This is a genomic window from Williamsia sp. Y712, from assembly GCF_059445525.1.
This window is the reverse complement of sequence record NZ_JCAIUN010000002.1, coordinates 99,880-113,588: the sequence shown is the minus strand read 5'-3', so window position 1 is coordinate 113,588 and position 13,709 is coordinate 99,880. Positions and strand designations below refer to the sequence as shown.

Here is a 13,709-nt window from a genome sequence, read left to right as displayed (position 1 = left end):
TCAACTCTGCTTTCCATCGTCACTGCGACGAAACGAGTCCGTTACCGATCGTTCGTAGAGTTCGCAGGTCAGGGCTTATTGCACCAGTGAGACCCGCGAGAAGGGCAATGAACGAATGAGCGGAAACAATATCCGGCTTGCCGCCATCACTGCAGTCGAGGCGTACCAGCCTCCTCCGGTCAGTTTCGATATCACCGAGGCGCCGGGAGACATCTTCGGCGCAAACGTCTTCAACAAGTCGGTCATGATGAAGCGGCTGCCGAAGAACGTCTACAAGTCGGTGATCTCCACCATCGAAAAGGGCAGCAAACTCGACCCGGCCGTCGCCGACGCCGTCGCGTCCGCGATGAAGGACTGGGCGCTCGAGAAGGGCGCCACCCACTACGCCCACGTCTTCTATCCGCTCACCGGGCTGACCGCTGAAAAGCACGACAGCTTCCTCGAACCATCGAGCGACGGCTCGACTCTCGCCGAGTTCCAGGGCAAAACCCTGATCCAGGGTGAACCAGATGCCTCCAGCTTCCCGAACGGCGGCCTGCGCAACACTTTCGAAGCCCGCGGCTATACCGGCTGGGATGTCACGAGTCCGGCTTACGTGCTCGAGAATCCGAACGGCAACACCCTGTGCATCCCAACCGTGTTCGTCTCGATGACCGGTGAAGCACTCGACCACAAAACCCCGATTCTGCGCTCACAGCAGGCCATGGGTAAACATGCGGAGCGGGTGCTGAAGCTGTTCGGGCACGCCAATCCCGGCAATGTCGTCGCCTTCTGTGGACCGGAGCAGGAGTACTTCCTGGTCGATCGCCACTTCTTCCTGGCGCGTCCCGATCTGCTCAATGCCGGGCGAACTCTGTTCGGCACCAAACCCCCCAAGGGGCAGGAATTCGACGACCACTACTTCGGCGCTATCCCCGAACGAGTACTCGGCTTCATGATGGATACCGAGCGCGAACTCTTCAAGCTCGGTATCCCCGCCAAGACCCGTCACAACGAGGTCGCACCCGGCCAGTTCGAGATCGCGCCGATGTTCGAACGCGGCAACATCGCGGCAGACCACCAGCAGCTCCTGATGACGACGTTCAAAACGGTTGCCAAGAAGCACGGTATGGAATGCCTCTTCCACGAGAAGCCTTTTGACGGTGTGAACGGTTCGGGCAAGCACGTCAACTTCTCGTTCGGCAACGACAAGTTCGGCAGCCTCCTGGTACCCGGCGACACCCCCCATGAGAACGCACAGTTCCTCGTGTTCTGTGCGGCCGTCATCCGGGCGGTGCATCTGCATGCCGGGCTGCTTCGGGTGTCGGTGGCATCGGCAACCAACGACCACCGCCTGGGCGCCAATGAGGCTCCCCCGGCCATCGTCTCGATCTTCCTCGGCGAGCAACTGGCCGACGTCTTCGATCAGATCGCCAAGGGTGCGGCAACATCGTCAAAGGGCAAGGGCACCATGCTCATCGGTGTCGACACATTGCCGGTACTGCCCACCGACCCCGGCGATCGGAACCGGACCAGCTCGTTTGCGTTCACCGGTAACCGATTCGAATTCCGTGCTCCGGGATCGATGCAGACCGTCAGCGAGCCCATGGTCGTACTCAACACGATCATGGCCGATTCACTCGACTACTGCGCCACCGTGCTCGAGACGGCCATCGCCGAAGGCGTCGAATTCGACTCTGCCGTACAGACACTCCTCACCGACATCATCACCGAGCACGGCGCCGTCGTGTTCAACGGTGACGGCTACTCCGACAACTGGCCGATCGAGGCGCAGTCGCGGGGTCTCCCGAACCTGAAGACAACCGTCGACGCACTGCCCGAGTTGATCTCGGAGTCGTCGATCGAATTGTTCTCCAAGTACGGAGTTTTCAACGATCGCGAGATGTACAGCCGCTACGAGATCGGCCTGGAACAGTACATCCTGACCATCGCAGTCGAGGCCAAGCTGACCCTGGAAATCGGTTCGACGCTGGTCATGCCTGCCGCCATCCGGTACCAGACCGAGATCGCCACCAACGTGGGCGCCCTCAAAGCCGCCGGTATCGAACCAGACATCACATTGCTGAACATGGTCACCGAGCCGATGAAAGAGCTGACCGCAGCTTTGGCGGCCCTGAAATCAGCACTCGGTGTCCACGTCGAAGGCAGCCTCGAAGAGGCCAAGTACGCACGGGACACCTTGCTTCCCGCGATGGCCGCGGTCCGACTCGCGGCAGACACCCTCGAAAGTGTTGTCGCCGACGATCTCTGGCCTCTCCCGACCTACCAGGAGATGCTCTACATCCTCTGATTCGCCGATCTGATCGGCTACCGACACCAACCGAGCCGCCGTACACCCTCGTGTACGGCGGTTCGGTTGTCGGTGGCGCCCGCTCGCCTGCGTGCTACTTGCTTTGCTGATGCTCCACGAAATCGAAGAGCCGGAACTCGGAGCCGGGATCGGTACGAGTCGCGGTGGTGGGCGTCCGGTTCGGGGCATCGGCGTGGATGCGCGCCACGATCTCGTCCAGGTCGTCGCCCTCGAGGGTGTAGGCCGCCATGTATCGGTACTTCGGGTCGTCTTCCCGCGAGCGGTACCGCGTTGCGCTCTGAACCCCTTCCAGCGACAGGATCTCGGGAAGGTGATGGTTGCTGTACCACCGATTCATCTCCTCGTCCGACTCATCGTCGCGGGGGTGGGTGAAGGCGATGTACAAACCTTTGGCCATGGTGTCTCCCAGATCATCTCGATGTACTGCAGTGAATTGAATGTGTCAGCCCGGGAACGTGCCGGCGCGGGACAGTTGACCCGGGACCGTCGTGTCCAGCATCTCGCCGAGCCGCAGCGCCCCCGACATCAGCAGCTCGACGTCGAGACCGGTTCGCACGCCGCTGCGTTCGAGGAGATACCAAAGATCCTCGGTGGCGATATTTCCGGTTGCGGCGGGTGCGAAGGGACATCCACCGATCCCGCCGAGGCTGGCATCGAGCGCCGACGCCCCGGACTGCAACGCGACGAGGGCATTGGCATACCCGGTGTTGCGGGTGTTGTGGAAGTGCCACCGAACCGGCAGGCCTGCCGCCTCTTTCGCTGCGTACTCCGCGAGTTCGACCACCTGCGCCGGAACGCCGACACCGATCGTATCGGCCAGCGCCACCTCGTCGGGTTGGGCGTCCACACACTGCTTGATGAGTTCGCCGACCCGGGCCGCCGGGACCTCACCCTCGAACGGACAGCCGAATGCGGCCGCAATGGTCACCGTCGTCTTGAGTCCGGCGCCTTTCGCACGCGTGGCCAGACTCGACCAGAGCGCAATACCTTCTGTGGTGGTGGTGCCCTGATTGCGAGCACTGAACGTATCGGAGGCCACCACAACGATATTGACCTCGTCGAGGCCGGCAGCGATGGCCCGGTCGAGGCCGCGCTCGTTCAACACCAATCCAATCCAGGAGACCTCCCCGCGCGGGAGGGCCGCGGCGAGCGCCTCGGCATCCGCCATCTGCGGGACGCGCCCCGGGTGTACGAAGCTGGTTGCCTCGATGCGCCGCAGACCGGCACCGACCAGGTTGTTGATGAGTTCGAGCTTGGCCCCCGTCGACAACAGCGTTGCCTCGTTCTGCAACCCATCACGGGGTGACACCTCGACGATCGTCACCGACTGGGGCTCTTTCGTTTCGCGCGACACTTCAGTTCCCATGCCCAGATTTTCCCGCAGGTTTGGAATGTATGCAAGTTGAATGTTGCAGGTGTGTAAATCGACAGAAATTGGCTCATATAAGCCATTTTTGGTTGTCTGAGTCGAACACCCGCGATAGGATGTATGCAATCGAGGGAGGTACTTGGTGTCGCAAGCATCGCAAAGCGTGACTGATCTTCTACGCGCCAAAATCGTGGAGGGTCAGTGGAACGCAGGCGACCGGCTGGGCGAAGTGGAACTGGCAGCCCTACTCAACGTCAGCCGCACTCCGATACGCGAGGCGTTGGCACGCCTTGCCGCAGAAGGCCTGGTGGTGATGTCACCCAACAAGGGCGCCCGCGTTGCAACATGGACTGCGGAGCGGCTGACCGAGATCTTCGATCTCCGACTCCTTTTGGAGCCGGTCGCCACCGCTATGGCCGTCGGGCGGCTGTCGGACAAGGAGATCGACAAACTCGAAGAACTGGCCGGCCACATGCAGCACCTCGGCAGGGCCGATGGTGACCGGGACTTCCCGGCAATCGCACAACTGAACCGCCAGTTCCACGCCATTCTGACCGAGAAGACCCAAAGCAGCCAGCTCGCAGCGACACTCACCTCCGTCAGGCATATCAATCTCGCAACCGTGAACTACAAACACTTCGAAGAAGACGCTCTGTCCCGCAGCCTGTCTCACCACTTCGAGATCGTTGCCGCGGTCCGAGCCGGCAACCCGGAGTGGGCCGAGTCCGTGATGCGCTGTCACATACACAACGCTCGCGCCGGAATGCTCCGACCGGACACCGGACAGACATCGGGGGTCGGGATCTTCAAAGGCATTGGCGCCGTCCTGGACTGATCAGTCATATCTGACGACGACCGACAAAGGTCGTCACCACAATCCACATCCCGGGACATGCGACCGGGGTCGAATTCGTATGCCGTTCGCGCACAGCACAGCTCGATTCTCGATCGGGCTCCAACCGCAGAGGAAGTTGATATGTCCACCTCACACATCGAAGGAAACGAGACCCCGGACCAGTCGGGTCCGCTCTCCGATCTCAGGGTCATCGAGATGGGCCAGCTACTGGCAGGCCCGTTCTGCGGCCAGCTGCTCGCCGATTTCGGCGCCGAGGTCATCAAGCTCGAAGATCCGGGCAAGGGCGACCCGATGCGTCAGTGGGGCCGCGAGAGCTCGCAAGGCCAGTCGCTGTGGTGGCCCGTTGTGGCGCGCAACAAGAAGTCGGTGACCTGCAACCTCCGCACCCCTGAAGGACAGCAGATCGCCCGCGATCTCATTGCCTCGGCGGATATCCTGATCGAGAACTTCCGACCGGGAACCCTCGAACGGTGGGGCCTGAGCTACGAAGAACTCAGTGCCGTCAACCCCAAACTGATCATGGTGCGCGTCACCGGCTACGGCCAGACCGGTCCATACTCACCGCGTGCGGGCTACGGCTCGATCGGCGAGGCCATGGGCGGATTGCGTCACATCACCGGCGATCCGGACAGCCTGCCCAGCCGCACCGGAATCTCGATCGGTGACTCGCTGGCTGCGGTGTTCGCCACGATTGGCGCATTGGTGGCCCTGCACGGCGTGCAGCGAACCGGCCGCGGACAGGTGGTCGACTCGGCGATCTACGAAGCCGTGCTCGCCATGATGGAATCCACTGTGCCCGAATACGAATTGACCGGTTACCAGCGCGAGCGCACCGGGTCGATTCTCCCCAATGTCGCGCCGAGCAACGTCTACCCGACCGCCGACGACAGCAGCATCCTGATCGCCGCCAACCAGGACACCGTCTTCGCACGCCTGGTTGATGCCATGGGTCGGCCCGAACTGGCATCCGATCCCCGGTACTTCAATCACACCGAACGTGGCATCCGGCAGACCGAACTCGACGACCTGATCGCAGAGTGGACGCGCACACAGGAGTCCGAGAAGTTGCTGGTGCTCCTCGAGGAAAAAGGTGTGCCCGCCGGACGGATATACCAGGCCCGGGACATGATGAACGATCCACACTTCATCGCCCGCGAGGCGATTGTGAAGGTGCAGCACAAGCTGTTCGGCGAGTTCCCGGTGCAGAACGTGGCACCGAAACTGTCCTCGACGCCGGGCTCGATCAGGTGGCTCGGCCCGGAACTCGGCGAGCACACCGCCGAAATCCTGACCTCCGCGCTGAACCGGACAGCACAGGAAATCGCGGATCTGCGCAGTTCAGGCGCGATCTGAACCGTTTGGTCCAGATGTAACGCAGCCGCAACCACGTCTCCATTTTGTATGCAAGACTAACTAACCAAGTACTCCCGCTGCGACATTTCATCGTAAGAATCCGCAACACGGGATCGTAGAGAGGACCGATTTACATGCCTGCATGGAAGCAGAACACCGCAGCCGAATTGAGTGCCGAATCGCTGGCGGCCCTGATACGCAACGAGATCCCCGCGATCCGCATCGAAAACTTCGCCACCGCTGACGAATGCGCCGCGTTCTCACAGGCCGTACACACCTCCCCCGACCTCAAGTCGTACAGCGTTGCAACACCGACCCACTACCTCGGATTGGTCATGTACGAGTACCGCCAGGATGGCGGCCGCAAAGCCGAATTCTTCGACGCCGTGCCGGCCGCCGTTGCCGCGCAAGAAAAGCTCTACGCACAATCGGTCGATGTCCCGGAACGCTTCCGTACGATGCTCGGCGAGTACCACCCGCACGGCGAAATCCGCGTGCCCACCGAGCCGGGGTTTGGCGATTACTGCCCCGTCGTCGTGCGCATCGCCTCCAACGGCGTGCACTTGCACGCCGACTACGCCCCGTACAACTCGCCCGACTGGGCGATCGGCGAGATCGAGGACCAGATCACCTGGAACCTCTACACCCAGTGCCCTTCCGCAGGCGGCGAGACCACCGTCTACAACAGCCCGTGGATTCCGGCCGAAGGTGAAGATCCCGCGCGCGGATTGCCCAGCGGCGACATCGAATCCGACAGTTCGATCGAAAGCTTCACCTTTGCACCGAAGGTCGGCGAGGTTGTTCTGTTCAACCCCCGCAACCCCCACAGGATCTCGGCAGGCGAAAACTCCGCCGAGGGTCGGGTGTCGATCGGATCGTTCCTCGGCACCAAGGACAACGACCTCCTGATGTGGTCCTGACCCCACCATCACAGTTCGAAGCCCAAAAAGTTCTACAGCCCAACAATATTGAAGGAGAAACCATGGCGATCGACATCGAAGATCGGATGATCAAGCCCAGCGGACGCTTGTTCACCAAAAACTCGGACATCCCGTCGGATCCGGTCAGTTTGATCGAGGATACCGTCGAAGAGGGTGAACTGACCGTCCGCGCGCTGATGGTCGGCCAGGACATGATCTTTGTCGAGGCCTTCAAGGGCAAGGGCATGGTCGACCCGATGCATCAGCACGACGATCACGAGTCCATCGGATACTGTCTGAGCGGCAAGCTTCGCCTGGTGATCGGCGGCGAAGAGTTCATCGCAGAGGCCGGCGACACCTGGCTGCACCCGCGCGGAGTGCCGCACATGAGCGAAGCCCTCGAGGACACCATCCAGCTGGAGATCAAGTCCCCGCCCCGTAAGACCTGGTACACCGACGCCGAGCTCGCCGAGCGAGCAAAGCGGTAGGCCCCCAGACCAGCCGAAAAACCTTCCCCCCCAAGGTGATTTTGGCGGACGAGCAGCGCCCCGGCCTCGGCCGGGGCGCTGCTTTGTTTCCCCGGTACCACCGGCACAGCAAAGCGGGGCCCTTCGAATGCGCGAACATTCGAAGGACCCCGCTGCGCGAGAAGGTGCGGGTTACCTGTTGTTACGCAGCGCCGTTGGTGGCACCCGAACCGGCCAGTGGGCCGATGGTCTCACCGGTGATGTACTTCGACTCCGGCGAGACGAGGAATGCGATGGTCCGCGAGACGTCGATCGGCTCGATCCACGGCACACCCATCGGGTTGATGACGTATGCGGATTCGATCTGTTCGATGGTCGGGTTCTCGATACCCGGCAGGAACAACGCCTCGCACGATGCGTTGCGGATCATGTCGGTGTTGACGTTGGTCGGGGTGACAGCGTTGACGGTCACGCCGGACTGGGCCAATTCCATTGCCGCAGACTTCACCAGGCCGATGACGCCCCACTTGGCGGCGCAGTAGTGGCCGAGGTTGTTGAATCCGATGTGCCCGCCACCCGACGAGGTTGCCACGACACGTCCGTAGCCTGCCTTCGCCATGTGCGGCAGTACCGCGCGGAAGGAGTTGAAGACACCCGTCAGGTTGATGTCGACGGTCTCGCCCCAGACCTCGGCGCTCATCTCGGCAACCGGCACAGCGGTCATGATGCCTGCGTTGGCGAGCAGGATGTCGATCTTGCCCCACTTCTCGACGACCTCGTCGGCAAAGGCGATGAGCCCGTCCAGATCCCGCACGTCGATCTGGCGCGCCAGAACCTTACGTCCCAGCCCTTCGATGAGGCCGACCGTCTCGTCCAGATCAGCCTGCGTGGCCATTCCGTACGGGGTGGTTGCGTTGTCTTTGAGCGAATCGATGATGACGATGTCAGCACCCTGTTCGGCGAGATGAACCGCATGCGAGCGGCCCTGTCCACGCGCTCCACCGGTGATGAAGGCGACCTGTCCGTCAAACTTACCCATGTTCAAATCCTGTTCTCATTGATGATCATTCGGTCAAAAACGTTGGAGCCATGCTGGTTACTTGATCGCGGACACGCCCGCGGTCGCCACCTTGATGTCATCTTCGGTCGTTCCACCGCTCACTCCGATGGCACCGACGAGTGTTCCGTCGACCAGGAGCGGAAGTCCGCCGCCGAAAGGCGTGAAGCCCGGGATTGCCGTGATCGATCCGGCAAAAGACGGACTCGCTGCGCCGGCATCTTCCCACATCGACGTGGGCTGACCCATGCCAACAGCGGTGTACGCCTTGCCTTTTGCCATCGGCTCGGCCATCAGTGGACTGTTGTCCATCTTGATGTACGCAATCATCTGACCTGCATGATCGATGACGGTCACAGCCATCGGGACATTGATCTCGATGGCCTTGGCACGAGCTGTCGCCACCACGGCCTCCGCGTCATCCAAGGTCAAGACCGTTCGTTGAGTGGCCATGGCTGCTCCTTCTCCTCGCGGGGGGGTCGACGATCCACCTGAGGTGGTCATGCACCGCTTGCTTTGCTTCATGTGATCGAACTGCACACAATTATGACTGCACAACCGTCCAAGGTCAACCATTATGTATACAACTTTGTTTAGATCATTAGCGCAGCTCAGGAGCATAAAGGGCCTTTCCGCAGGCCGGATTCATGGGCTTCTTCTAGTAAACTCCCTGTAAACACGCGTCTCTACCGCTATTGTTTCGTGACGGAACTGCCGTAGCTTTCGTTAACGTGCGGCAACACCGCATCTCACGATGTACACAGAATCAGTTTTGGCACACCACACGTTGTGTGCAATCCCCAAAGGAGTCTCATGGTTGACGTACTCGGCTGGCGCAACGTCTTCGGCGTTCTCGCACCTTCGACGAATACGGTCGTTGAGCCGGACTACTACCGCATGACAGTGCCCGGGGTGACCCCCCACGTCGCACGGATCCACATCCGGAATCAAACCCTGACGAACAACGAAGACTTCGAGGGCCTGCTCGACCAGATCCGTGCCGAGATCAATGCGGCGTGCGAGCGCGTGCTGACCTGCGATCCGGACTACCTGGTGATGGGCATGTCGGCTGAAACCTTCTGGGGCGGAATCGAAGGCAACCGACTGTTCACCGAGCAGATCGAAACCTTCTCCGGCAAAAAGCTGGCCACCGGTGCTGATGCCGTACGCCGCGCGCTCGACCTCTTCGGTGCCAAGCGGCTCGGTGTCATCACTCCGTACCAGCCGATCGCCGACGACATGGTGCGCCTGTTCCTCACCGAAGCCGGATACGACGTCGTCAATCTCAAGGGTTTGAAATGCCCGTCCGCGGTTGACATCGCGAGGGTCTCCGAAGATACATTGCGGCAGAGCATCCTTGAGGTCGACGGCCCCGACATCGACGCGATCGTGCAGGTCGGCACCAATCTGTCGATGGTTGGCCTCGCCGACGAGGCCGAGCGTTGGCTGGGCAAACCGGTCATCGCCATCAACGCTGCCACCTGGTGGCATGCGCTGCGCACCAACGGGATCACCGATCAGGTTCGCGGCTCCGGAAGCCTGCTCCGCGAGCACTGAATCCACACCACTGCTCCACAGCTCCGAAGAAGCATCAACCCCCAACCCGAATACCAATCAGGAGGACTTCGTGAAGAAGACCGCATCGTGGATGGTCACAGCGCTCGCTGTGGGATCCCTACTTGCCGGATGTACCAGCGCCACCGACGACAGCAGCAACAGCGGCTCGTCGAACAAGGCGGCCGGCAATGCTGAATGCACCACCGCCACAACCGACTTGGTTTCGGCTGCCAAAGAGCCCGCACCGCTGGTGGCCCCCAAGGCTCCCCTGGATCTCGCCGCCGCCAAGGGCAAGAGCATCTGGATGATCAATGTGGTGACCAACGAGTTCACCACCGCCGCCACCAACGGCTTCAACGAGGCTGCCGCGGCAGCCGGCGTCAAGACCACGATTTTCGACGGTCAGGGTCAGACCAACAAGTTCAACGAGGGTGTGTCACAGGCAATCGCTCAGAAGGCAGACGCCATCGTGCTGCTCGGTGTCGAACCTGCGCTGTTGGCCGGAGCCCTCTCCGATGCCAAAAACGCCGGGATCCCGGTGATCAACGCACTCTCCGGTGACGCCAGCGCCCCGCTGGCAAATGGCGTGTTCTCCAACATCAGCGCCGATTACACCGCCGATGGCGCATCGCTTGCCGCGTGGACGTTGGCCGATTCGAGTTGCACCGCAACGACGGTTCTCGCACAGCCGACCGCCATCGAGATCTACGAGAACATGGCCAATGGAGCGAAGGGCGTCTACGACGAGTACTGCCCCGACGACTGCAAGCTGACCGCCCTGGACATCGACCTGGCCAACGCTGCAACAGATCTGCCGCAGAAGGTGCAGACCGAGATGACCCGTGACTCGAAGACCGACTACATCTTCACCGCATGGGACTCCGGCGTCACCTTCGTCGAGCCGACCGTTGCGATGAAGAACCCGAACGCAAAGATCCTCGGCCGTGACGGGATCGCCTCGAGTCTCGACGCCATCCGCTCGGGCAAGGGCCAAGACGTGACCGTGGCGGCACCGCCCGAGGCATGGCTCGGCTGGACGATGCTCGATGACGCGATTCGGGCGATCACCGGGGCGCAGCCGTCCGGAGTGGTCATCCCGACCCGTCTCATCGACAGCACAAACGTCGGTGACTCAAATGACGCAGTGAACCCCAACTACACCGATTTCCAGGCCGCCTTCACCGAGGCCTGGGCGAAGTAGCCGTCGCCCTGCGGGCATGCACATGCCCGCGGCCACACACACCGGAGAAATCATGAGTAATGACCTTGGTGCCGTAGTCGCCCCGTCCACGGGCAACGCGGCAACTCCCAACAAGCCGGAAAAGCCGGCCAACACCCACAAAGTTCGTCAAGGTACGTCGATCGTGGAGCGCTATGCGCTTGTCGGTCTGTTGGTGCTGGCGTTTGCGATCTGCGCACTGTTCCTGCCCGAGTTCAGGTCGACGGGCATCGTCTCGGCGATGATCAACTCGCAGGCCATCATCCTGCTGTTGGCACTGGCCGCCACCCTCGCACTACGGACCGGGGACTTCGACCTCGCGATCCCCGGCGTGATGGTGACCAGTGCGTGTGTGGTCGCGGTCATGTCGACCAACGGATACTCACCCGCGGTCGTCATCCTTGTCGCCCTTGCCGTCGGCGTGGTGGTGGGATTGATCAACGCCCTACTTGTCGTCAAGATCGGCGTCGACTCGTTCATCACGACTCTCGGCATGTTCACCGCACTGTCCGGAATCGGCTATGCCATCACCGATTCCAAGATCGTCACCGGCGTCCCGGACTTCTATGTGGAGCTCTCGCGGGCAAAACTGATGGGCCTGCCGATGACCACCTGGTACGCCTGGATCTTCGTGGTGGTGTTGTGGTTCATCTACCAGCGCACGCCGGTGGGCCGCTACATGCTGTTCATCGGAGGCAACCGGGACGCTGCACTGCTCGCCGGTATCTCTGTCGCCCGTATCCGCACCGTCACCTACGTGGTGTCGGGTCTGGTCGGCGCGATCATCGGAATCATCCTGGTGGGCAACCTGGGCGCCATCGATCCGGGCATCGGTAACCAGTACCTGCTGGCGCCTTTTGCCGCGACATTCCTCGGCGCCACCGCGATCACGGTCGGTCGCTTCAACCCGATCGGCACGATGGTGGCGGTGTACCTGTTGGTCGTGGGCATCACCGGCCTACAGCTCGCCGGCGCGGCATCCTGGGTCAGCCCGCTGTTCAACGGCTTGGCTCTGATGATCGCGGTCGCACTGGCCAAGCTGGTCGGCAAACGGCGGGGCGCAGCGAAATGAGCACGGGCCCGGCACTCGAGATCGAGGATCTGTCAAAGCAGTTCGACGGAAACTACGCGTTGCACCCTCTGACCTGGCAGGTGCAGCGTGGCGAGGTGCACGCACTGGTTGGTCAAAATGGAAGTGGCAAGTCCACTTTGATCAAGTGCCTGGCAGGCTACTACCGGCCCGAGACCGGCCGGGTGAAGCTGTTCGGCAAGGAGTTGGACCTCCCGGTCCACAACCCCGCCGACCACGGCATCGCCGTCATCCATCAGGACCTCGGTCTTGCACCGGAGATGACCGTGCTCGAGAACATCGGAGTTGCAACCGGTTACGGCGCGCGCAGCCTTGGCTGGGTGCAAGACCGTAAGGAAGCAAGAGCCTGTCGCGAGATCGCTGATCGAATCGGCATCGAACTGCCGTTGCACACGATGGTCTCCGATCTCAGTCCCGCACAGCGCGCACTTGTCGGTTTGGTGCGTGCGGTTCGGGCCCTGGGTGACGGGCACGAGGGTCATCTGTTCATCCTCGACGAACCGACAGCCTCGCTCTCACACAGCGAAGCCGCCCAGGTCACAGCAATGATGCGCAATGTTGCCGACCTCGGTTCGAGTGTCATCTTTGTCAGCCATCGTCTCGGTGAGGTTCTCGACGACTGTGACAATGTCACTGTGCTGCGCGACGGTGAGCGGGTACTGACCCGGTCCACCGAGGGGCTGACCCGCTCCGACCTCGTCGCAGACATCCTCGGACGTCGATTGACCGAGTACTACCCCGATCCACCCGCAAAGGCCCAAAAACCCACACCGCAACTGGTTCTCGAAGGCGTCAGCGGCGGAGTTGTCCGTGACCTGTCGGTGACCGTCCAGAGCGGCGAGATCGTCGGGTTCACCGGCCTTGCCGGGATGGGTCATGAGGAACTCCCCCTCCTGCTTGCCGGCAAGCTGACACGCACGGCGGGAACGGTCACCGTGAACGGGACGGACGTGCCCGCGGACAAACCCCGCGCGGCAATCGCGGCCGGGCTGGCATTGGTTCCGGGAAACCGTCATCGCGACGGTGTCTGGCTCGATGCGTCAACCGTGGAGAACGCGACGCTTCCCGCTCTGGGCAAATACACCAAGTTCGGTCTCCTGACGAACTGGCGCAAGGAACGCGAAGATGCACTGGAGCTGGTCGAGAACTCCGGTATGGTTCCTGCGCAACCGTATTGGCAGGTTCGCCAGTTCAGCGGCGGCAATCAGCAGAAACTGGTGTTGGCCAAGTGGCTGCAGATGAAGCCCTCGGTACTCCTCCTCGACGAACCCACCCAGGGCGTGGATGCCGGAGCCTCCCGTCAGCTGCTCGATCGTGTTGCCGATCTGGCTGCCGACGGCGCATCGGTTGTGGTCTTCTCCGGTGACCACGAACAACTCGCGGCGATCTGTCACCGTGTGTTGGTCCTCCACGACGGGCAGATCGTTGCGGAACTCCCGCAAGCCGAGCTGAGCGAACAGTCCCTACTCGAAGCGTGTGAGCGGGCAGTCGAGGTTTCGGCGTGACCGAA

13 protein-coding genes are annotated in these 13,709 nt (G+C 61.7%); 9 read left to right on the top strand and 4 right to left on the bottom strand.

The genetic code is table 11. The features are described 5' to 3' along the window. Positions 1-115: 115 nt before the first annotated feature. The gene (locus tag AC1D75_RS15335) at positions 116-2,290 is read left to right on the top strand and encodes a glutamine synthetase III family protein (RefSeq protein WP_495516190.1); all 2,175 of its coding nucleotides are present in this window, start codon (positions 116-118) and stop codon (positions 2,288-2,290) included. Between the two features lie 94 nt (positions 2,291-2,384). On the opposite strand, the gene AC1D75_RS15330 is transcribed toward AC1D75_RS15335, so the two are convergent. Further along, positions 2,385-2,708, bottom strand: a complete 324-nt coding sequence (locus AC1D75_RS15330; RefSeq protein WP_495516189.1) for a DUF4286 family protein — start codon at positions 2,706-2,708, stop codon at positions 2,385-2,387. 45 nt (positions 2,709-2,753) lie between these two features. Continuing rightward, positions 2,754-3,677, bottom strand: coding sequence for a hydroxymethylglutaryl-CoA lyase (locus AC1D75_RS15325; RefSeq protein ID WP_495516188.1), 924 nt, complete (start codon positions 3,675-3,677; stop codon positions 2,754-2,756). A 166-nt stretch (positions 3,678-3,843) separates the two neighbouring features. Between AC1D75_RS15325 and AC1D75_RS15320 the strand changes: the two genes are divergently transcribed. The 4 genes from AC1D75_RS15320 (at position 3,844) to AC1D75_RS15305 (ending at position 7,297) form a co-directional block, all read left to right on the top strand. Further along, positions 3,844-4,515, top strand: a complete 672-nt coding sequence (locus AC1D75_RS15320) for a GntR family transcriptional regulator (RefSeq protein ID WP_495516187.1) — start codon at positions 3,844-3,846, stop codon at positions 4,513-4,515. Between the two features lie 141 nt (positions 4,516-4,656). Next, a complete protein-coding gene (locus AC1D75_RS15315; RefSeq protein ID WP_495516186.1) occupies positions 4,657-5,889 on the top strand; it encodes a CaiB/BaiF CoA transferase family protein in 1,233 nt (410 codons plus the stop codon). A gap of 134 nt (positions 5,890-6,023) precedes the next feature. Next, a complete protein-coding gene (locus tag AC1D75_RS15310; protein WP_495516185.1) occupies positions 6,024-6,809 on the top strand; it encodes a 2OG-Fe(II)-dependent halogenase WelO5 family protein in 786 nt (261 codons plus the stop codon). Positions 6,810-6,871: 62 nt separating this feature from the next. Continuing rightward, positions 6,872-7,297: a cupin domain-containing protein gene (locus tag AC1D75_RS15305; RefSeq protein ID WP_495516184.1), complete on the top strand. Its 426-nt coding sequence runs from the start codon at positions 6,872-6,874 to the stop codon at positions 7,295-7,297. A gap of 181 nt (positions 7,298-7,478) precedes the next feature. On the opposite strand, the gene AC1D75_RS15300 is transcribed toward AC1D75_RS15305, so the two are convergent. Beyond that, positions 7,479-8,315, bottom strand: a complete 837-nt coding sequence (locus tag AC1D75_RS15300; protein ID WP_495516183.1) for a mycofactocin-coupled SDR family oxidoreductase — start codon at positions 8,313-8,315, stop codon at positions 7,479-7,481. A 57-nt stretch (positions 8,316-8,372) separates the two neighbouring features. After that, on the bottom strand, positions 8,373-8,786 hold the full coding sequence (locus AC1D75_RS15295; RefSeq protein WP_495516182.1) for a GlcG/HbpS family heme-binding protein: 414 nt from the start codon (positions 8,784-8,786) through the stop codon (positions 8,373-8,375). A gap of 360 nt (positions 8,787-9,146) precedes the next feature. On the opposite strand from AC1D75_RS15295, the gene AC1D75_RS15290 reads away from it, so the two are divergent. The 4 genes from AC1D75_RS15290 to AC1D75_RS15275 all read left to right on the top strand — a co-directional run bounded on the left by AC1D75_RS15290 (position 9,147) and on the right by AC1D75_RS15275 (position 13,704). Next, positions 9,147-9,890, top strand: a complete 744-nt coding sequence (locus AC1D75_RS15290) for a maleate cis-trans isomerase family protein (RefSeq protein WP_495516181.1) — start codon at positions 9,147-9,149, stop codon at positions 9,888-9,890. A 70-nt stretch (positions 9,891-9,960) separates the two neighbouring features. Then, on the top strand, positions 9,961-11,091 hold the full coding sequence (locus tag AC1D75_RS15285; RefSeq protein WP_495516180.1) for a substrate-binding domain-containing protein: 1,131 nt from the start codon (positions 9,961-9,963) through the stop codon (positions 11,089-11,091). Positions 11,092-11,143: 52 nt separating this feature from the next. Then, positions 11,144-12,181, top strand: a complete 1,038-nt coding sequence (locus AC1D75_RS15280) for an ABC transporter permease (RefSeq protein WP_495516179.1) — start codon at positions 11,144-11,146, stop codon at positions 12,179-12,181. Further along, on the top strand, positions 12,178-13,704 hold the full coding sequence (locus AC1D75_RS15275) for a sugar ABC transporter ATP-binding protein (RefSeq protein WP_495516178.1): 1,527 nt from the start codon (positions 12,178-12,180) through the stop codon (positions 13,702-13,704). The genes AC1D75_RS15280 and AC1D75_RS15275 overlap by 4 nt, the downstream gene beginning before the upstream one ends. Positions 13,705-13,709 lie beyond the last annotated feature (5 nt).